Below are 20,021 nucleotides of genomic sequence, written 5' to 3' on the forward strand. Positions count from 1 at the left end.
CCCGCCAAGTCCTTTGATCCTGCCTCACGGTAGCTTTGATGGGCTACACAGCTTGTCCTACCTGGGCGTTTTAGATCTGGAGCGCTTTTGACTGCATCTTGTAGGAATTTTTATTGCTCGAGATTTGTTGTTCGAGATGCGTTTCCCTTGTCCATCGTCAGCAGTTGAATAAATGAGGTACTGCCCATGCGCGTGTGTGTTATCGGTACAGGCTACGTCGGCTTGGTGACAGGTGTTTGCTTGTCTCACATTGGGCATGACGTAATTTGTGTGGACAACAACGAAGAAAAGGTCAAGCTGATGAAGTCCGGGCAGTCGCCCATTTTCGAGCCTGGACTCTCTGAGCTAATGACCGCCTGCATTCAGGAAGGCAGGATTGAGTTCACCACTGATCTGGCCAAGGGTGTGGAACATGGCGAGATTTTGTTTATTGCAGTGGGTACGCCTCCGCTACCGACCGGAGAGAGCGATACCCGCTATGTCGAAGCCGTGGCGCGTGGGATTGGGGCACACCTGAACAGCGGCTACAAGGTGATTGTGAACAAGTCAACAGTGCCGATTGGCTCCGGCGACTGGGTTCGTATGATTGTTATGGATGGCGTTTTAGAGCGTCAGGTGGCTACGGCTGGCGGTGGCGTGGCGGTGGCAGAGCCGGATGTGGCCTTCGATGTAGTCAGCAACCCCGAATTTCTACGAGAAGGTTGCGCGGTGTATGACACCTTCAACCCAGATCGGATTGTGCTAGGTAGCAATAGCTCCCGCGCCATCTCGATGATGAAGGAACTATATGCGCCGATTGTGGCTCGTCAGTTTGCGGAAGACAAATCTGGCCCGACGGTGCCCGTGGTCGTGACTGACCTCAGTTCGGCAGAGATGGTGAAGTACGCTGCCAATGCATTCCTGGCAACCAAGATTAGCTTCATCAACGAAGTGGCAAATATCTGCGATCGCGTGGGTGCGGACGTAACCCAGGTCGCCAAAGGCATTGGTCTGGACTCGCGCATCGGCGGCAAGTTCCTGCAAGCAGGCATCGGCTGGGGCGGCTCTTGCTTCCCCAAAGACGTTGCGGCGTTGGTTCACACGGCGGATGATTACGGTTATGAAGCTCAGCTTCTAAAGGCTGCTGTGAGCGTTAACGACCGCCAGCGCTTGATTGCGGTTGAGAAACTCCAGCAAGTGCTGAAGATTCTGAAGGGCAAGACGGTGGGCCTGCTGGGCTTGACCTTTAAGCCTGACACCGACGACATGCGCGATGCGCCTGCGCTGACTATCATCGAGCATCTGACTCGTTTGGGCACAAAGGTCAAAGCGTATGATCCGTTGGTATCTCAGACCGGAATGCGCCACGGCTTGTCGAACGTGATTGTGGAAACCGATCCGGAGCGTCTGGCGGATGGCTGCGATGCGCTGGTGCTAGTGACGGACTGGAGCCAGTTTAAGACGCTCGACTATACCAAGATGGCAACCCTGATGAACAGCCCCATCCTGATCGACGGACGGAACTATCTTGATCAAGAAGCGATTGAGAAAGCTGGTTTCCGCTATGTGGGCATTGGTCGCTAGATCTGGGATGAGGGAGTCGGCCGCCAGCTAGTTCGCAGCTGATCCTGCCCGATTGAACCTCCAATCAAGCTAGAAAGCATCAAGACCTTGCTGAGAATTCTCGCAAGGTCTTTTTGTTTTTTTGTACTGGGTTCTTGTCAGGTGCAATTTCAGGTTTCGCCCCGGGTGAGAACCGCTTAGACAGGCGCAACGGACACTTGAGCGATGTCTGACGGAGCCATGTTGGCATGGATGACCTGCCCGTCGCGGAACCAGACCACGCGGCGAGTGAGTCGAGCCACCTCTGGTTCATGCGTCACCATGACCACTGTGATGCCACTTGCATTTAGCTCCTGAAAGATATTCATCACTTCTTGAGTGGTGTGTGAGTCGAGGGCACCCGTCGGCTCGTCGGCTAGCAGCAAGACAGGACGGTTTACAATAGCGCGGGCGATCGCCACCCGTTGTTGCTGTCCTCCCGAAAGCTGATTGGGGCGGTTGTTCATGCGGTTTTCCAGACCCACACGGGTTAGCGCTTCGGCGGCCCGCTCCTGGCGCTCGCGTACAGGCACGCCTGCATAAACCATTGGCAGCATCACATTCTCGATGGCAGTGAGTTGCGGCAGCAGGTGGAATTGTTGAAACACAAAGCCAATCTTGCGATTTCGGACGTGGGCCAGTTCCGTATCATCCAAACCCGCCACATCGGTTCCGTCCAGGTAATAGCTGCCAGACGTAGGGCGATCGAGACAGCCGATCACGTTCATCGCCGTGGACTTGCCAGAACCCGAGGGCCCCATGATGGAGCAATATTCCCCTGCTTCGACCGTCAGGTTCACATCCGACAGGGCGCGGACTTCCGTATTGCCAGAACCGTAGACTTTGGAGATGTGCTCGAGGCGGATGATGGGCTGCATAGGAAAAGGGGATTTTAGGAAGGTGAGGTGTTGGCGCAGTGGAGCCGGAACCCTACCACGCCAACACGAGTTAGGCGCAGTTAGGCACAGTTAAGTAGGCATAAGTTAGGCACAGTTAGGCACAGTTAGGCACTGCGGAGGGCAACAATGGGGTCAAGCTTGGCGGCCTGGCGGGCGGGAACCACGCCGAAGAAGAGGCCTATGCCACCCGATACACCCACCGCTAGAAGAATGGCGGTGGGAGAAACGCCCGCCTTGAGCGGGGTCAGCGCACCGGCTAGGGACACACCGCCGATGCCGATCAGGGTTCCTGCCACGCCGCCCAGCACGGCCAGGATGGTTGCCTCGATCATAAACTGCACCAGAATGTCTTGCTGGGATGCGCCGATTGCCTTCCTGAGGCCGATTTCCTGGGTGCGCTCGCGGACAGAGACGAGCATGATGTTCATGATGCCGATGCCGCCGACGAGGAGCGAAATTCCGGCGATCGCCGCCAGCATGATGGTCAGCGCCCCGGTAACATTGCCCACAATCTCCAGCGCGTCTTTTTGGCTGCGAACCGTAAAGTCATCTTCAGATACGATTCTGTGGCGCAATCGAAGCAGATTCGTCACCTGAAACTGGGCCGCACCAATGGACTGCTCATCCCGCGACATGATGGAAATAAAGGTGACTTCTGTGCCGTAGGGCGACGAGTTGCCTGTAATCTGCGACGACATGGTGGTGATGGGGATATAGGCCACGTCATCCTGGTTATTACCTAAGAATGCGCCCTTCGCCTCCATCACGCCCACGACCTGAAAGGTGAGATTTTTAATCCGAATCGTTTGCCCCAGCGGGTCAGCGTCGCCAAACAGGCTGCGGGCCAGGTCAGCCCCCAGCGCCACCGAGCGGTTTCCCCGCTGCACGTCCATATCCGTGAGGAAGCGACCCCGTGCCACTGGGAAGCTCCGCACTGTGCTGAATTCAGGAGTCGTGCCCACGATTAGGGCGCTGGTGCTGCGGTTGCCTTGGGTGACGGTCTGCTGGGTTTGCAGTTGGGGCGCAACGCCGATGACCGTGGGAACCTGGGAGGCGATCGCCTCTGCATCTTCTAGCGTCAGGGTGCGCGGTGTTTCTAGCGTGCGCTGACGAGACGAGTCACTGCCGGGAATCACAAACAGCACGTTCGGCCCCAGCGACTCAAACTGTTCGGACGCATAGCGCTGCGCCCCCTGGCCCACGCCCACCATCGTAATCACCGAGGCATTCCCAATGATGATGCCCAGCATGGTCAACGCACTGCGGAGCTTATTGGCTTTGAGGGTTTTCACCGCCATTGCGGTGCTTTCGAGTAAGTCCATAGATCCTCCCTATTGCGGCTGCATCCACTCGCGGGCATACTGCGGGGGCAAATCGATAAAGACGCGATCGCCCGGTTCGATGCCGTCTAGAATCTGGGTCTGGTTGCCGACGGCAGTGCCCAGCGTAACAGGGCGAAATTCGGGTCGATTTCGCTCACCGGGAACCAGCACCCCGTTCTGCCCATCCTTCGTGACGATCGCCACCGTCGGAACCACGACCGCGCTATCGAGGCGATCGCCCAAAAAGTCCAGATCCACATTCATGCCCGACAGCAACCTGTCTTGCCCCGTCAGCAGGCGAATCCGCACCTGAAAGGAGGTGACGTTTTGCCGCACCACCGCCTCCGGAGCCACCAGCCGCACTTCACCCGTGAACACCTGATTAGGCAGGGCATCGGCACGAATTTCTACCGTTTGGCCGGGGCGAATTTGCCCGATGTCTACCTCTGGCACATCTGCCAGGATTTCTAGCCCGCTGGCGATCGCCACAATCGCGGTCGAAGTAGCAGAAGTTGCGTCCGAAGCCGAAGTCGTCGGCGTGACGAACGCCCCCTCCGTCGCATATTTCTGAGTCACAATGCCGTCAAAGGGGGCCCGCAGCACTGTGTCCTCTTGCTGCACTTCTACGCTGCGGAGATTGCCTAAGGCGCTGGCCAACTGGGCTTCTGCCTGGGCAATGTCTTCGGCGCGGCTGCCGTTGCGAGACAGATTCAGGCTCTGCTCCGCGGCCCGCAGGCTGGCCTGGGTTTGCTCCAGGTTGGCGCGGGCACTGTTGGCTTCACGCACCACTTCATCCAGCGCATCGCGGGAAATTGCGCCCTGGCTGGCCAGCGATCGGTTCCGCTCTAGCCGCTGATTCGCCAACTGCACGCGGGTTTCGGCATCGCGCACCTGGGCCCGGGCCCGCTCCACTTCGGCCTGGCGCTGGGCAATTTCTTCGGGACGATTGCCCGATCGCACTTCTGCCAGTCGGGCCTGCGCTTCGGCAACCTGGGCCCGCGCCTGCATCATTCGCGCCGCCACGTCTTCACTCTCCATGCGGGCGATGATCTGCCCTTCCCGGACGCGATCGCCCTGTTCCACCAGCAGTTCTCGCAAAATACCCGTCGCCTTGGGGCTGATATTCACCGTTTGCACAGGCTGCACCCTGCCGTTGGCGGTAATTCGCACCGTCAGGGCTTGCGATTCCACGGGCACCGTCAGCGCCGCCACATCAGGAATCGTCGCACTCTGTCGCGCCACCAGCGCCGCCGTCGTACCCGTGCCAATCAAACCCGCCGCTACCAATCCCCACAGCCAGGGATTGCTGGGCTGAACTTTGCCGATCATAGGGAGTCGCATGGTCATTTTAGGGATTGGGTTAGGGATTGGGGGTGTTGGAATTGGGAGGATTGAGAGATTCGCAGAGGGGATGAGAAACAAAATTAAAAGGGGGCTAGCAGTCCTCTCATTTTGGTCATCTGCTACTACTCCACCGCCATCTTTCGGCGATGCTCAATCCAGCGCTGATGCACACGGGGCAGCTCTTGCTCCCAAAAGGCATGGTAGTCGTGCATTTCGCGGAGGCGCTGCTGGGATTCGGGCGGCTGGGTTTTGAGCAGGTCGAGGCCGCGTTCGGAGAGCTTGCGGAAGGCGGCGATGCGGGCAAGCTGCTGTTCATGAAGCTGTGACCAGGCGTGGGGCTTGATCTGAAAAAAATCGCGGCGATCGCCCGGCAGCGGCAGTCGCTCAATCAGCCCAAGCTGGATCAGCAGGCGCGTCATCGAGCTAATGGACCCTTTGCTGGCTTGCAGCACCTCCGCCAGTTCGCCACTGGACTGGTGCGGCGGTTGAGAAATCAGCAGCCAGCCAAAGATGCGCCCGGCCATGCGGGGCAGCCCAATCAGTTCAAACATCAGCCCCACTTCTTCGACAAAATGCGTATGCTCGAACGGCTGCTCTCGGTTCAACGGCTTCCACCTCACGTTAGATCTTAACGATACTTAACACGAATCGCCCTCAGTTTGGAATGTTCAGTAATCACTGAACTTTTTGAATAAATAATTAGGAAGGTAAGCATTTCTCCCCATAGCTTCACTTTAACCTGAAGACATTCCTGACGGCTCCTCCGGATATCCTCACCTGACCGGAGGAATTTGCTGGCAGCAATGGGATCACGGCTCGTCTGTTCTGCGCCAGATCAGGATCGAGCCGTCGGCACTGCCGCTGGCCAGGATGCGCTGCGGTTCCAGAAAACCAACAGCGGTGACGGCGGCTTCGTGCCCGTCCAGCACGGCGAGAAGCTGTCTGGTTTCTACATTCCACAGGCGAACCGTGCGATCGCCACCACTAGCCACCGCGTTTCGGCTATGACCCGACGAGATGCCCGTGACGGCGGCCGCGTGACCAGCAAGCGTTGCCACAAGGCGATCGCCCACCCTGTCCCAGATTCGCAGGGTGCGATCCTGACAGCCCAAAATTAACCGCGAATCATCTGCCGTGAAGGTCATCGCTGAAATGCCACCGCAGGGCCAATCCAGCGTCCGCATCGGGCGGTTCAAGCTCAGGTTCCAAAGCACCAGAGAACCGTTGCCGCTGGCGATCGCCAGGGTGCGTCCGTCGGGGTTAATTTCGAGGGCAGAAACGGATGTTTTTTGCCAGTTCAAGCCTTTCACCAACTTGCCCGATCGCAAATCCCAAAAGGTAATGCTGCCGTCTTTGCTGGCGACGATTAGAATCGGCTGATGCGGATGAAAGGTGATGTCGGCGATCGCCTCTGCATTGGGTCTGAGCGTTTTGAGCAAAGCGCCCGTCCGCAAATGCCAGAGTTTGACTTCAGGCATGGCATTAGCGCTGGCTAGAATTTCGCCATTTGCGCTAAGAGCCAGCGAGGCGATTGCCGCTGATCGGGTTTCTAATGTAACCAATAAGGTGCCTTTTAGCGGATTCCAAAGCTGAATTGATCCGTCTTTGCTAGCGCTGATCAGGCTCTTTCCATTTGGGGAAAATAACAGACCTGTGACTTCATCATGATGTGGCTCCAGGGGATGAACCCACTGCCAAATTTGACTTTTGGAGTTTTCTGGAGTCAGAACTTCGGAAACAATTTCGGGTTCAGATTGAGCCGTTCGATCCGATCGGGAGGTACGGTTTTGGGACGTAAGTCCTAGTGCTTTTGCTTTTCTCAGGTCTGATTCTGCCCCTAGCTCTAACCCCATCAAAGAATAGACAAAGCCCCGATGTCGATAGGCTTCTGCATAGTTGGGATTGAGCTTGATAGCGCTGCTGAAATGGGCGATCGCCTCTTCATATTTTCCGGCCTTGGTCAATTCAGCCCCCATCTGGTAAAGCGCTTCTGCGGCCGATGCCCCTGAAGTGTAGATTTTGGTCTGTGCCGACGAGGATTTAGATGACGAATGATTTGCGGTTGGGTCTGAGTTTTCGCGCTCTTGAGACTGTCCTCCTGCCTCGGTTTGAGGAGAGGGATTTTCGATTAGAAACGCCTTGATTTTTTGATAGGCTTCATTGATTTTTTTGAGTTCCTCTTCGGCCTGTTTCTTTTGTTGAGGATCACGAAACTGATCGGGATGCCAGCGCTTTGCCAGGGCCCGATAGGCGGCCTTTACGTCGGCTTCGGATGCGCCAACTTTGAGATCAAGACGCTCGTAATAGGACTGAATTTCTGCCATATTTCGATACTTCAGTTGGCACACGGATGACCTGCGGGTTGTCCTGCCAGGGGTTGCCGATCGGGTGGCATGGTCTAGTATTCACAGGAATCGTGAGTGGGCAATCAGGAGTGGGAAATCAGAACGGGGCAATCAGGAGCGGGCAATCAGGAGCGAGTAATCTGAACAAGCGCAATGGCTCAATTCAGATAGGGCAAGTATCAGATAGGGCAAGTAGGACAGCAGACGCAAATTGTGGGCTATGAGAAAATCTGTCCTGCTGTTGCAGGAATTTGGGAGCGGCCTTGCTAGAGTCATCAGAAGTCGCTCCTTACTGAACGTCGCCACCCATGAATGCCGTTGACCTTGCCTTTACCCCAGCGCTAGAACAGGCCCGTCTGATTCGGAGCCGCGAGGTGTCGCCTCTGGAATTGGTAGAGCTATACCTGGAGCGGATCGAGCGGCTCAATCCCTTGCTGGGCAGCTATTTCACCGTGATGGCCGAGGCGGCGATCGCCACGGCAAAAGACCAGACCGAGCGGCTCCTCCAGGCAGACCCCAGTGAACTGCCGCCGTTTTTGGGGGTTCCTATCTCTATTAAAGATCTGACCCCGGTGGCGGGTGAGTGCTGTAGCTATGGTTTGAGCGTGGCAAAGAATCGAGTCGCTGCCGAAGATGCGGGCGTGGTGACGCGGCTGCGGCAGGCGGGCTTCGTGCTTCTGGGCAAAACAGCCACCTCAGAGATTGGCTCCACGCCCTTTACGGAGCCACGCGGCTTTCCACCCGCCCGCAATCCCTGGAATCCGGACTATACACCGGGTGGCTCTAGCGGCGGCGCGGCGGCCTCGGTGGCGGCGGGTTTGGCGGCGATCGCCCAGGGCACAGATGGCGGCGGCTCGATTCGCGGGCCCGCGTTTTGCTGCGGGCTGGTGGGGCTAAAGCCCGCACGAGGGCGGGTGTCGCTAGCTCCGGTGGGCGATCGCATGAACGGGCTGTCTACCGATGGCCCCATCGCCCGCACGGTGGCAGATGCCGCAGCCCTGCTGGACGTAATGGCGGGCTATACCGTGGGCGATCCCTACTGGCTGCCCGATCCCGAACCCAGTTTCCTGGCAGCAGTAGGGCGATCGCCCGGTCGCCTGCGGATTGGCTATACTACGGACTTTTCGCCCATCGGGGCTGCCGATGCCGCCTGCACCCAGGCCGTGCTGGACACGGCAAAGCAACTGGAGGCGCTGGGCCACACGGTCGAACCTGTGCAGATTGACCTGAATCAATTGGTGGAGCCGCTGATCGCTGTTTGGCAAACGGGCGTAGACGTCGGCGTGCCGTGGTTTGTGATGGGCAAGCTGAATCGCTGGCTCTACTGGCGATCGCGCAAACGCAGTGCCGGACAATACCTGACCGCAGTGAACCAGATGCAGATCGCCGCTCGCCAGATTGTCGCAACGCTGTTGCCCTACGATGCCGCCCTGTTTCCCGTGTTTCTCCACCCCACGATTCGCGTGGGGGAATGGGCCAGCCTGCCTGCCCACAAAATGTTTCAAAACATCGTCCACTGGGTTGCGCCCAGCCCCATCTTGAACGCGACTGGGCAACCGGGCATTGCCCTCCCGACGGGATTCACCGAAACCGGATTGCCTATCGGTGTTCAACTTGTGGGGCGACCCGCCGACGAAGTGACGCTCATTTCCCTGGCAGCACAGCTAGAGCAAGACCAGCCGTGGATTCAGCACCGGCCGGCGATCGCCACCACCTAGAACGGGTTTTCCTGCAAATTTTGCTGTAAAGCAGGGCTGACCCCTTGGCCAGCCCCGCAAACAATGCTCTGAATTGGAGACTTTCGAGCTTAGACTCCGACGAACCTAGAACCGACCGGTTTCTCGTGGCGTGCCGGTAAGTCCAGACTGATCCAGGAACAGGTTTTGGGCAGAGTCGTTTTGGTAAATGCAGGTGACGCGCACATTCTCGCCACCCTTCTGGATGTCGCCCGTAAAGCCGAAGGTATTCAAACGGCGACGGCACTCATTTACTTCCTGCGCGTTTACCACGTTCGCCTTTTCCAAAATCGACCAGTTGCTACTCCGCAGCACGCAGCCGGGCTGCATCACCGGACGCGACACGTACACGCTAAACGGGTTTAGCGTCAAAAACGCCCGCATATCCATCGTGATGGCGCTGGCTCCGTATTGCACGCAGATATCGGCATTGGGGGCGCTGCGGTCGATCACTTCCCGCGAGGCGACGTTCTCAGTGCCAAAGTTTGCTGTCGAGCTAAAGGCAATGCCAAGCCCGATGCCCAGAATCAACACGGCAGCCATCAGCATGGCTGTGCCGTAGTTAATGGCTGAGCCGAGGGGCGATCGCTTGGGTTCGTCATCCATGTAGCGGGAAGAGGGGGGACGCTGGGGTGCCTTGGGTCTACGTGCCATAGGGAAATATCTGGAAAAGCACAAGGACTGAAGAAGCGAGGACTGGTGGTTTGCCCAATCCTTTCATCCAGTTTAGTGCCTCGCTTGGGAAATCGACAGGCACGGGGACAGGAATCGAAAAACAGGGTTTGGGGAAAGGGGCAAGTCGAGAGTTTCGAGATTCTAGGAAACAACGGCAGCGGTTTACGAATTGCAACAAAACCGGGCATCATATAAGAAGAGGTAATACCTGGCTATCACGGCTTTGGAATGATTTAACGCTGCGTTCTGGTTTGCCACTGGTTTGCCACTGGTTTGCCACTCGTTCGCCATTGGTTCGCCATTCGTTCGTCACTGGTTCGCCACTGTCGCACTCCGCACTCTGCCATGCCCCGTCGCCGCCCCGTATATCAGGCAATTTTGCTCGTCGATGGCTACAACGTGATTGGAGCCTGGGACGTGCTGCGGCAACTGCGCGATCGCCACGGGCTAGAAGAAGCGCGGCGCGGGCTGGTGGAATCGCTGGTGGGCTACAGCGCCTTTCAGGGCTTTAACACGCAGGTCGTGTTCGACGCGCAATATCAGGACACGCCGGGCAGCCGCGAAATTATCACCGAAAATCTCTGCATCTGCTATACCGACTTTCAGCAAACGGCAGATACCTTTATCGAACTAGCCTGCTCTCGCTTTCGCAACGATCTGCGGAAATATGAGCAGCGGCTGATTGTGGCCACCTCTGACCGGGCGCAGCAGCAGACGGTCATTGGCTACGGCGCAGAACTGATGTCCGCCCAACGGCTCCTTTCGGACGTGGAGGCGGCAGAGCGGCGGGTGCGGCAGCGACAGTTTACCAAGGGGCGATCGCCCGGCCGCTTCCTGGCCAACTCCCTCGACCCACAGGCGCGTGAAAAACTCTCTCGGCTCCGGTTTGGGGAGTTGGAGCCTGAACAGCCCTAAATTGCCTTTCAGCACCCCAAGCCTCCATCTCTCCCGCTTCTCTTTTCGTTCTTCTTTCTTCGTTTTTCGTTCTTCATTTTCCCTTCTTCCCAATGGCTCCAAAAACACTCCTCCAAAAAAATCTCAAAAAAACTGCGGTTCGCCCTTGCCAATCGGCCGTTTTGATCTGCTAATATGAGATTCGCGTTCCTCAGTAGCTCAGTGGTAGAGCGGTCGGCTGTTAACCGATTGGTCGCTGGTTCGAATCCAGCCTGGGGAGTTTTTTGAATCCTGTGCCATGCTCTCTTCTGCGGTGGTTGATGCGTCGAGTCAGGGCTGGCGAAAGGTCTGGGGGTTAGACCCTGCTTTTACATTCCTGAACCACGGCTCCTTTGGCGCGTGTCCGCTGGCCGTGCAGCAGCGGCAGCAGGCGCTTCGGCAGCAGCTAGAGGCGCAGCCCGTGCAGTTCTTTGGGCGATCGCTCGAACCCTTGCTAGACGAGTCGCGGGCGGTGCTGGCGGCGTTTGTGGGGGCGAGTCCCGCCGATTTAGCCTTTGTGCCCAATGCCACGACGGGCGTGAACACCGTGCTGCGATCGCTCTCGTTTCGCCCTGGCGACGAACTGCTGACCACGAACCACGAGTACAACGCCTCTCGCAATGCGCTAGAGTTTGTCGCCCAGCGGAGCGGCGCAACGGTCGTGGTAGCAGACATTCCCTTTCCGCTGAGCAGCCCCGCACAGGTGGTCGAGCGCGTGTTGAGCAAGGTCTCTAACCGAACCCGGCTGTTGCTGATCGACCATGTGTCTAGCCAGACGGCGCTGGTGTTGCCGATTTCGCCGCTGATTCGGGCGCTTGCGGATCAGGGCATCGACACGCTGGTAGACGGGGCCCATGCACCTGGCATGATTCCGCTGGCGCTGAACGACCTGGGTGCGGCCTATTACACAGGCAACTGCCACAAGTGGCTCTGTGCGCCCAAAGGAGCGGCATTTCTCTATGTGCGGGCTGATCGGCGCGATTGCATTCGGCCGCTGGTGATTAGCCACGGAGCCAATTCTCCCCGGCGCGATCGCCCCTTCTTTCATCTGGAATTTGACTGGACAGGCACAGGCGACCCCACGCCGTTTCTCTGCGTGGGCACGGCGATTCTGTACCTGGCGACGCTGCTGCCCGGCGGCTGGGCAGACATCATGGCGCAAAACCGGGCGCTGGCGCTGTGGGCGCGAGAACGGCTGAGCCAGCGGTTGGGGTTGGGGTTGCCCTGTCCCGACGAGATGATCGGCTCGATGGCGACGCTGCCCCTGCCGGAGGGCGATGCCGACTCACTCTACCGGGCGCTAGTAGAAGACCACGCCATTGAAATTCCCGTGATCCCCTGGCAGGGCGTGTCTAATCGGCTGATTCGCCTGTCGGCGCAGCTTTACAACACGCCCGCAGACTATGATCGGTTGGCAGATGTCCTTGCGCTATTGCTTGCCAAACCCCAGTGACCGATCGCCCTGATGCCATGTTCAGAAATCGACTTGCCACCCAGGGGCGATCGCTCCTCTGGCTGTTGGGGTGGACGCTGCTGGGGCTGGCGCTGCGGTTTGCCCGCCTGTCGGACAAAGCCCCCTGGACGGACGAATTTTCCACGATGGTGTTTAGCCTGGGCAACAGCTTCCGCACCGTGCCGCTAGACCGCGTGATTTCTCTATCAGACCTGATGCAGCCGCTCGTGCCCAATCCCAATGCAGGCGAGGGCGATGTAGTGCAAACCCTGCTGAGCGAGAGCAACCATCCGCCGCTGTATTTTGCGCTGACGCACCTCTGGCTGCGGCTGTTTTCTCCCGATGGAGGGTATGTCTCGCTGTGGGGCGTGCGATCGCTCTCTGCCTTCTTCGGCACGCTGACGATTCCCGCTGCCTTTGGGCTGGGCTGGCTGGCCTTTCGCACTCGCCCCGCTGCCCACCTGACTGCCCTGCTCATGGCGGTGTCGCCCTTTGGCGTGTATCTGGCGCAGGAGGCGCGGCACTACACGCTGCCTGTGCTGTGGGTGATGGCCTCCCTGGCTTGCCTGCTGGCGACCGTTCGCGCTTTGCAAACCGAGAGAGTGCCAGCGCTCTGGCTCTGCGGCGCGTGGATTTTGGTGAACGGGCTGGGGCTGGCGACGCATTATTTTGTGGCGATCGCCCTTGCTGCCGAAGCGTTGACCCTAGTCGGATTGGCGCTCTTTCAACTCCGGCAGGGCAAATTTCGCCTGAATGCGGGCTGGCGGCGAGTGCTGGCGGTGGGGGGGGGCACGCTGCTCAGTGGGTTGGTGTGGCTGCCAACGCTTCAGGGCACGCAAGAATCGGAGCTAACCCGCTGGATCGTGCGGCGCGATCGCACGGGGCTGGCGTGGCTCACTCCCCTGGGGCAATTGCTCAGCGGGCTGGTCAGTATGCTTTATTTGCTGCCTGTCCAAGCAACGCCGCCGACTGTCGCCTATGCCTCGGTGCTGGCGCTGGTGGGGCTGGCGCTGTGGACGGCTGCCAAACTCACGGCTGGCCTGCGGCTCCAGGTTCAGAAAACGCCTGATTCCGTCCTGCCGCTGGGGGGCGTGGTGCTAAGTGCGATCGCCCTGTTTTTGCTGATCACCTATGGCTTTCAGCGCGACCTGACCGTGGCATTTCGCTATCAGTTTGTGGTTTACCCGGCGGTCATGGTGCTGGTTGCAGGAGGATTCGCGGCCCTGTGGCAACAGGGGCAGCGGCGGGTAATTCTTCTGGTAGCCCTGCTGGGGCTGCTGGGCAGCCTTACGGTGCTGGCGAACCTGGGCTTCCAAAAAACGCACCGGCCCGACCTGCTGGCTCAGCGGATTCGGGAGAATACCCGCTTTCCCGCTCTGGTGGCGATCGCCCACCGCACGCATGGGCAAACGGGTCGGCTGATGGGCGTGGCGTGGTCATGGCGATCGCAGTTTGCCGATGGCCCCGAACCGCGTTTTCTGCTGGCGCATCAGGAGTCCCCCAGAGCGGCGATCGCCCCCAGTATTCTCAGCGCTGTCGCACCCCAGCCCCGCCCGTTCGACCTCTGGCTGCTGAATATCGAAATTCCCCAGCGTCCGGCGCTGCTTCGGGAACTGGCACAACAAAACTGCACCGTGCTAGACGACGGCACGGAAGACGGCTATCGGCTGCACCACCTCCGCTGCGAGGGCTAGATCTTTGCGGCAAGGCGCTGCATGAGCTGTGGCGCAGTCAACACACCCTCAATCCGATCCACAGGCTGCCCCTGCTTAAACAGCACCAGCGTCGGCAGCGCGTAGACCTGGTACTTTGAGGCCAAATCTGGATAGGCTTCGGTGTTGATTTTCACGACCCGCAGCTTGGATTTCATCCGGGCGTTCACATCTTCGAGAATTTTGCCCATCATCTGGCAGGGGCCACACCACGTCGCATAAAAGTCCACCAGCACGGGCTTCTCCGACTGATCGATCATCTCTTGAAAACTGCCAAAGGCTTTCTTGACGGCCATCGTCGCATCCTCCGTTAAATAGGGCTTGGGGGCTGCTATTTCCTCCATCCTAGTGAGGATTTTGGGCTACGGGGGGCGGTTTTCTGGCGATGCATGGCGGGTTTTCTCGCCAGGATTGCCCCCGCCCCGCGCTTCTGGATTTCGGGACTCGCCTTAGAACGAGTTACGTCTTGCGGGTGCAGCCTGCGAGACATCCAGACAACCCCCCAGAAAGCAGGTCTTAACGGCGTAACGCCTGTGGGATAAGATGAACTCTGGATTTTCGAGAAACGGCTATGACAATACAACGGTTAGCAGGACAGGTCGCCATCGTGACGGGCGCATCGCGGGGAATTGGACGGGCGATCGCCCTGGCCCTGGCCGCAGAGGGCGCAAAGGTCGCCGTCAACTACGCCAGTTCCAGCGGGGCGGCCGATGCGGTGGTGGCGGAGATTGCGGGCGCAGGCAGCGAGGCGATTGCCCTGCAAGCCGATGTGTCGAAGGCGGATCAGGTGGATGCGCTGTTCAACGCCGTCATGGAGAAATGGGGGCGGGTCGATGTGCTGGTAAACAATGCAGGCATTACCCGCGACACGCTGCTGCTGCGGATGAAGCCAGAGGACTGGCAGGCCGTCATCGACCTGAACCTGACGGGCGTGTTTCTCTGTACCCGCGCCGCCAGCAAGATCATGCTGAAGCAAAAGTCTGGGCGGATCATCAACATTAGCTCGGTCGTGGGGCTGATGGGCAATCCCGGCCAGGCGAACTACAGCGCCGCCAAAGCAGGCGTGATTGGCTTTACCAAGAGTGTCGCCAAGGAACTGGCCCCGCGTGGGATTACCGTGAATGCGATCGCCCCTGGGTTCATCGCCACTGACATGACCCACGGGCTAAACAGCGAGGATATTTTGAAGTTCATTCCGCTGGGGCGCTATGGCCAGGCCGAAGAGGTCGCAGGTGCAACTCGATTTCTCGCGGCTGACCCCGCCGCCGCCTACATCACCGGGCAAGTGCTGAATGTGGATGGCGGCATGGTGATGGATTAGCGCCCTAGATTAGCACCCCCGATTAGCGCAATAAATTAGCGCCCCACCTTCGGGACTAGGCTTCAATTCAAAAGCCTCAATTCAAAAGCCTCTGAGGGAGTGAGCGACAGGACGACGCTTGACCTCAGAGGCTTCTAGGTTAATAGAGGGAACCGAGCAAAGGGCGATCGCCCCGCCAGAATCCTATCTCAATGCTTAACTTGATGCTCAACGACTGATCACACTAGGCAGACGCGGTTTCCGCCGCCGGATACACGCTCACCTTCTTGCGGCTGTTGCCCTTTCGCTCAAACGTCACCACGCCGTCAATCAGCGCAAACAGGGTGTCATCGCTGCCGATGCCAACGTTGAAGCCGGGGTGAACCTTGGTGCCACGCTGACGCACCAGGATGCTGCCTGCGGTCACGGTTTGTCCACCGTAGCGCTTCACGCCAAGGCGCTGTGCATTAGAGTCGCGGCCGTTGCGAGTGCTGCCAGTTCCTTTCTTGTGTGCCATGATTCCTGCCCTTCTCTAAATCAACAAACTCAATCCACAAACTCACGTCTCAAAACTAGAAACTGCGCTCCAGCTTACCCTCTAGGCTTCTGCGTCGTCTGCCGCAGGTTCCGGGGCAGGTTCCACCAGCTCAGTCGCCTGAACAACTTCTGTTTTCTTTGCAGCGGCCAGAGTCGTGCCGCCCAGGTTGATCGCGTCGATCATCAGGCGGGTCAGATCTTGGCGATGGCCTTGCTTCTTGCGGGTTTTCTTTTTGGGGCGCATCTTGTAGACGATGATTTTGCGGGCCCGCAGATGGCGCAGGACAGTCGCTTCGACGGTTGCCCCAGCCACCAAAGGCTGCCCCACCGAAATTTCGCCGTCGTTTTCAACAAACAGCACCCGATCCAGGGTGACTTTTTCGTTTTCGCCCACATCCAGGCGGTTCACGTCGTAGAACCGGCCCGGCTCTACCCGCAGTTGGGTTCCACTCGTTTCGACAATTGCGTAGGTCATTTTCGTAAAGCGATCGCCGTACAGGCCGCACCAGGGAAAGGCGTTAAGCCATGTCCTTTGTGCTGTTTGGAACCTGATCCGAGCGCATGAATAACAGTTAACTATTCTCGCCAAGAATCTGCCAAAGTGTCAAGTTCGCTTTCGTTTCCACCAGGGGATCTATAGTAAATGAGTAATGCGGTGCGAAGAATCGCGTCTGAACATGACAGCGCTATGGTTGCTGGCAATTTCATCTATCGCGGCTTAAAAAACGGCTTGATTCGGCTTATAAAGCTGCACTCGGTTAAAGGGCACTTGGGCTGGGCAGCGGGGTCGGCGCTGGTGGTGCCGCTGTGGTCGATGCCGATTTTGCCTGTGGAGGCGTTTGAGATGGAGGCGATCGCCCCCCTGCCGCCACTGATGCCGCTGCTGTCTACGGTAAGCTTGCCCCCCGCTTCGACAGATCCGCCGCCCGAATCGCCCCAGTATTTACCGAATTTCCCTTCCTTCAACAGCCAGCGGCTTGACCACCAGATTCGGCTCTATTCGCACTATGTGATGACCGAGGGCACGCCTGACGTGCTGATCATCGGCAGTTCGCGGGCGTTGCAGGGCATCGACCCGGCGGTGCTGCGACAGGCACTCGCAGAACGGGGCCGCCCCAACCTGCGGATTTACAATTTCAGCATCAACGGCGCGACGGCTCGCGTCATGGATCTGGTGGTGCGCCAAGTGCTGCCGCCCGACCGCCTGCCGCGGCTGATTATCTGGGCGGACGGGCTGCGGGCGTTTAATAGCGCCAAGGCAGACGTGACGTTTAACGGCATCGCATCTTCAGCAGGCTATCGCCAGTTGGCGGCGCGTGTGCGGACGATTCCGCCGGAGCCTGTGCCCGCGTCGCAGGCGATCGCCGAGCAGCCGCCCGAAATTTGCCTGGAGATTCCGCCGATTCCGGTACTGGCAAAGCCTGTGGGCAACCCAGCGGTCCTCGGCGCAACGGCGCAAGCATCGACCCCCGTCCCCACGACCGCGCGATCGCCCGCTGCAACCACGGGGCAAGTCACGGGGCAAGTCATAGGGCAAGTCATAGGGCAAGTCACGGGGCAAATTTCTGGAGGCGATCGAAAAGAAGAAAAAGGTCAAACGCCTCACCTAGAGCCTGTTCCATCCTCCTCTGTAGATTGGTCGAATCCCGACGCGGCGAACTTTTTCCTGGATCTTCAGTCCACGCTGACACCGTTGCAGGGGGTTCCTGATCTGACCGATCCACAGCGGGCGTTTCCGGGGGATGCGCTGCTAGCGGAGTCGCCCGTCTGTCTATCTTTTCTCGATCCAACGTTGCCCGCGCCGAGCCAAGTAGCCTCGGTGGTGGTGTTGCCCGATGTGCCTGCAAATTCGGGACTGCGGGCGGATGGCTTCGAGGCGATCGCTACCCAGTTCAACCCCGCCACATATTACCGCCAGTTTCCCCGCGTTGCGGGCCAATACGACAGCAACTACACGCCGTTTCAGCTTACTGGCTCCCAGACCCAGGCGACGGTGGCGCTGGCCAGCTATGTGCGCGATCGCCAGATTCCCCTTGTATTCGTCAGCCTGCCGCTGACTCAGGACTACCTCGACCCGCTGCGTCGTCGCCGCGAGCAGCAGTTTCGCCAGCATATGCAGCAAATCGCCACCCAGCAGCGGTTTCTCTTCCGCGACCTGAGCCTACTCTGGCCCACGCGCAATCAATACTTCGCCGACCCCAGCCACCTGAATCAAGATGGTGCCGCAGCGGTCGCTCGTCACCTAGCCCAAGATCCGAGTATTCCCTGGCCATCGCCCCAGCCCTAATCTGAGAGCGTTGTGGGGTTCACAGCAGTTTTTCCAGCGGTTTATCGGATTTGTGAAGCCCGTCTGTGTAAAGTAACGGCCTGCAGGGCGATCGCCTTCTGTAAATTTCGGGTGGAGGAGGGCGATCGCCCCTGTTGCCATCTCCGGGAAACCGGGCACACTAGACCTAGAGATTCGTTACAGCCAAACTGTAAAATTCGCAATCCTACTGGGCAATCCTACTGGCTTCTCATGACACAGGTTCAGGAAATCTAGAGCCTGAATCCGCTCAAACTCTGTTCAAACTCTCTGGTTCCAGGATGTTAGACCCAACTGATCTGGTCTAGCGTACATTGCATCCTTAGAGATTCACCTTTGAAAGTGCGTCAAAGTGCATCTTTGAAGATAACCCCCACAGTTCTGCAATACACGCCATGCCCCAACATCAAACGCTTTTATCCAGTGTCAAACCCAGTGTTAAACCCAGCGTCAAACAGCCAGCCGCAGTGTATCTGGCAGAGTTTGCCTACTTGGGCACAACCGAGCTAGCCGATGAACTGCTCATTCAAGCCGAATCTGCCAAGCAAGCAAGACGATTCGCAAAAGAATACGCCGCCCATTGGGGCATTGAGTTATTTGCGATTACCCAAGCAACTAAGCAGCAAGTCCGCCTGTATCGACTGCTGGGCAGATCCGTTTTGCTGAGTGCAGCCTGAAGACGATTCGTGCATCAAGATTGGGGCATCAGCGGGCATCAGATCGGGCATTAGATAGGGCGCATTAGATAGGGCGGCGATCGCCTCGCAATGATGGCAATGAAAATGCGGCAAATGAGCGAGAGAAATCTCATCTGCCGCACTAATAGAAACGATCCCAGGGACGACTGAACAAAGGGTATTGAGCAAGGTATATTGCCGAAACCTTGTTGATCAACCCTTGATCACATCGGGTGCATCCCACTTTTGTAACCCTCACCCTAAATCCCTCTCCCAAAGCGGGAGAGGGACTTTCAATCCGGCTCCCCTGCTCCATTTTAGGGAGAAGGGGCTGGGGTGATGAGGGCAAACTTGCAGAACTGGAATGCGCCTGATCACATCAATCCTTTATCAACCCTTTATCAATCGAAGTATGCGATCGAAGTGTGCATAGAGAGCACCTGACCTAACTGCCTGACGACCCGAAATCTTGGGTAGAGGATTCACGGTCAGGAAGTTCGGTGTCAGGAAACCCTGATTGATTAACCTGTGGCTACTCTTCAACTACGCCGTCTTCATCGATTTGCTTTAGGCGAATATGCTTTCGCCCAAGAGAAATCTCAAACTCGTCTCCGGGCTGCAAATTCATCTGCTTAGTGTAGGCAGAGCCAATCAGCAAGTTTCCGTTAGACTGCACCGTAATGCGATAGCTAGCGCTGCGTCCGCCGCGACCATTTGTCGCAGATTTGCTGTCTAGCTCAATTCCCTCAGCATCAATCAACGCATTCAGGAATTTCATCATATTGACCCGCTCTACACCATTTTTAGTGACGGTATAGTATCCGCACTCCCTAGCCTTCTCTTCCTTGGTAAGATTTTCCAGTTGCTTCACCTTAGCCAACAGAGATTCTCCTGTCAGTGGCTCGATCTTCTTTTTTCTACTCATTCACTTAAACTCTAAAACGAGCGACTTAGAAACATTGCGCCTTGCCTAGCCGAAGACCCCATTCATCTGGTACTTCTATTCAGGACATTGCTCTAGCTTTTGACTTCACAGCGTTTGCCTGCTAGCTGAAGCATACCCTCTATGCCCTGTGCAAGGATCATGATATTCACATCCTTCACTTGCTTTAGACATGCCTCAGAAACGCTGTAGCTTGCCCCCATGTTACAACGAGATAGATAAAGCCATACATTTTTCTAAGCAGCGTTCGAGAAAGCTC

Annotated in this window: 18 protein-coding genes and 1 tRNA gene; 9 read left to right on the top strand and 10 right to left on the bottom strand. The window is 57.8% G+C overall.

From position 1 onward, the window contains the following. Positions 1–186: 186 nt before the first annotated feature. Positions 187–1,563: a UDP-glucose dehydrogenase family protein gene (locus HPC62_RS17190; protein ID WP_172357621.1), complete on the top strand. Its 1,377-nt coding sequence runs from the start codon at positions 187–189 to the stop codon at positions 1,561–1,563. Between the two features lie 176 nt (positions 1,564–1,739). Here the strand turns inward: HPC62_RS17190 and HPC62_RS17195 are convergent, their stop codons facing one another. From HPC62_RS17195 to HPC62_RS17215, 5 genes are all read right to left on the bottom strand, one after another. Further along, positions 1,740–2,459, bottom strand: a complete 720-nt coding sequence (locus HPC62_RS17195) for an ABC transporter ATP-binding protein (protein ID WP_068511525.1) — start codon at positions 2,457–2,459, stop codon at positions 1,740–1,742. 125 nt (positions 2,460–2,584) lie between these two features. After that, positions 2,585–3,802 carry an ABC transporter permease gene (locus HPC62_RS17200; RefSeq protein ID WP_172357623.1) on the bottom strand — a complete coding sequence of 406 codons (1,218 nt, stop codon included), beginning with the start codon at positions 3,800–3,802 and terminating at the stop codon, positions 2,585–2,587. A gap of 9 nt (positions 3,803–3,811) precedes the next feature. Beyond that, the gene (locus tag HPC62_RS17205; RefSeq protein WP_205370760.1) at positions 3,812–5,143 is read right to left on the bottom strand and encodes an efflux RND transporter periplasmic adaptor subunit; all 1,332 of its coding nucleotides are present in this window, start codon (positions 5,141–5,143) and stop codon (positions 3,812–3,814) included. Positions 5,144–5,268: 125 nt separating this feature from the next. Beyond that, on the bottom strand, positions 5,269–5,766 hold the full coding sequence (locus tag HPC62_RS17210) for a GbsR/MarR family transcriptional regulator (RefSeq protein WP_205370758.1): 498 nt from the start codon (positions 5,764–5,766) through the stop codon (positions 5,269–5,271). A 189-nt stretch (positions 5,767–5,955) separates the two neighbouring features. Continuing rightward, the gene (locus HPC62_RS17215) at positions 5,956–7,494 is read right to left on the bottom strand and encodes a WD40 domain-containing protein (protein WP_216655278.1); all 1,539 of its coding nucleotides are present in this window, start codon (positions 7,492–7,494) and stop codon (positions 5,956–5,958) included. A gap of 305 nt (positions 7,495–7,799) precedes the next feature. Here HPC62_RS17215 and HPC62_RS17220 point away from each other — a divergent pair, with 305 nt between their 5' ends. Next, entirely contained in the window at positions 7,800–9,209 is a 1,410-nt protein-coding gene (locus HPC62_RS17220) for an amidase (RefSeq protein ID WP_172357629.1), read from the top strand. A 105-nt stretch (positions 9,210–9,314) separates the two neighbouring features. On the opposite strand, the gene HPC62_RS17225 is transcribed toward HPC62_RS17220, so the two are convergent. Then, positions 9,315–9,881: a DUF3172 domain-containing protein gene (locus HPC62_RS17225; protein ID WP_172357631.1), complete on the bottom strand. Its 567-nt coding sequence runs from the start codon at positions 9,879–9,881 to the stop codon at positions 9,315–9,317. 366 nt (positions 9,882–10,247) lie between these two features. Here HPC62_RS17225 and HPC62_RS17230 point away from each other — a divergent pair, with 366 nt between their 5' ends. The 4 genes from HPC62_RS17230 (at position 10,248) to HPC62_RS17245 (ending at position 13,982) form a co-directional block, all read left to right on the top strand. Beyond that, positions 10,248–10,817 (top strand): NYN domain-containing protein, encoded by a 570-nt coding sequence (locus HPC62_RS17230; RefSeq protein WP_172357633.1) that lies wholly within the window; start codon positions 10,248–10,250, stop codon positions 10,815–10,817. Positions 10,818–11,004: 187 nt separating this feature from the next. Beyond that, positions 11,005–11,076, top strand: a tRNA-Asn gene (locus tag HPC62_RS17235). A gap of 18 nt (positions 11,077–11,094) precedes the next feature. After that, positions 11,095–12,288, top strand: coding sequence for an aminotransferase class V-fold PLP-dependent enzyme (locus HPC62_RS17240; protein ID WP_172357635.1), 1,194 nt, complete (start codon positions 11,095–11,097; stop codon positions 12,286–12,288). Further along, positions 12,285–13,982, top strand: coding sequence for a glycosyltransferase family 39 protein (locus HPC62_RS17245; protein WP_172357637.1), 1,698 nt, complete (start codon positions 12,285–12,287; stop codon positions 13,980–13,982). The genes HPC62_RS17240 and HPC62_RS17245 overlap by 4 nt, the downstream gene beginning before the upstream one ends. Here HPC62_RS17245 and trxA read toward each other — a convergent pair. Further along, positions 13,979–14,296, bottom strand: a complete 318-nt coding sequence (trxA, locus tag HPC62_RS17250) for a thioredoxin (protein WP_172357639.1) — start codon at positions 14,294–14,296, stop codon at positions 13,979–13,981. The genes HPC62_RS17245 and trxA overlap by 4 nt on opposite strands. Positions 14,297–14,571: 275 nt before the next feature. On the opposite strand from trxA, the gene fabG reads away from it, so the two are divergent. Then, positions 14,572–15,321, top strand: coding sequence for a 3-oxoacyl-[acyl-carrier-protein] reductase (fabG, locus tag HPC62_RS17255; protein ID WP_172357641.1), 750 nt, complete (start codon positions 14,572–14,574; stop codon positions 15,319–15,321). A gap of 223 nt (positions 15,322–15,544) precedes the next feature. On the opposite strand, the gene rpmA is transcribed toward fabG, so the two are convergent. Together rpmA and rplU are read right to left on the bottom strand one after the other, a co-directional pair. After that, a complete protein-coding gene (rpmA, locus tag HPC62_RS17260) occupies positions 15,545–15,817 on the bottom strand; it encodes a 50S ribosomal protein L27 (RefSeq protein ID WP_172357643.1) in 273 nt (90 codons plus the stop codon). 81 nt (positions 15,818–15,898) lie between these two features. After that, on the bottom strand, positions 15,899–16,312 hold the full coding sequence (gene rplU / locus HPC62_RS17265) for a 50S ribosomal protein L21 (RefSeq protein ID WP_172357645.1): 414 nt from the start codon (positions 16,310–16,312) through the stop codon (positions 15,899–15,901). Positions 16,313–16,525: 213 nt separating this feature from the next. On the opposite strand from rplU, the gene HPC62_RS17270 reads away from it, so the two are divergent. Together HPC62_RS17270 and HPC62_RS17275 are read left to right on the top strand one after the other, a co-directional pair. Further along, positions 16,526–18,124: a hypothetical protein gene (locus tag HPC62_RS17270; RefSeq protein WP_172357647.1), complete on the top strand. Its 1,599-nt coding sequence runs from the start codon at positions 16,526–16,528 to the stop codon at positions 18,122–18,124. A 413-nt stretch (positions 18,125–18,537) separates the two neighbouring features. Beyond that, positions 18,538–18,819, top strand: coding sequence for a hypothetical protein (locus HPC62_RS17275; protein WP_172357649.1), 282 nt, complete (start codon positions 18,538–18,540; stop codon positions 18,817–18,819). A 532-nt stretch (positions 18,820–19,351) separates the two neighbouring features. Here HPC62_RS17275 and HPC62_RS17280 read toward each other — a convergent pair. Then, positions 19,352–19,744, bottom strand: coding sequence for an AbrB family transcriptional regulator (locus HPC62_RS17280; protein WP_172357651.1), 393 nt, complete (start codon positions 19,742–19,744; stop codon positions 19,352–19,354). Positions 19,745–20,021: the final 277 nt, after the last annotated feature.

Source organism: Thermoleptolyngbya sichuanensis A183, assembly GCF_013177315.1.
GTDB lineage: Bacteria > Cyanobacteriota > Cyanobacteriia > Elainellales > Elainellaceae > Thermoleptolyngbya > Thermoleptolyngbya sichuanensis.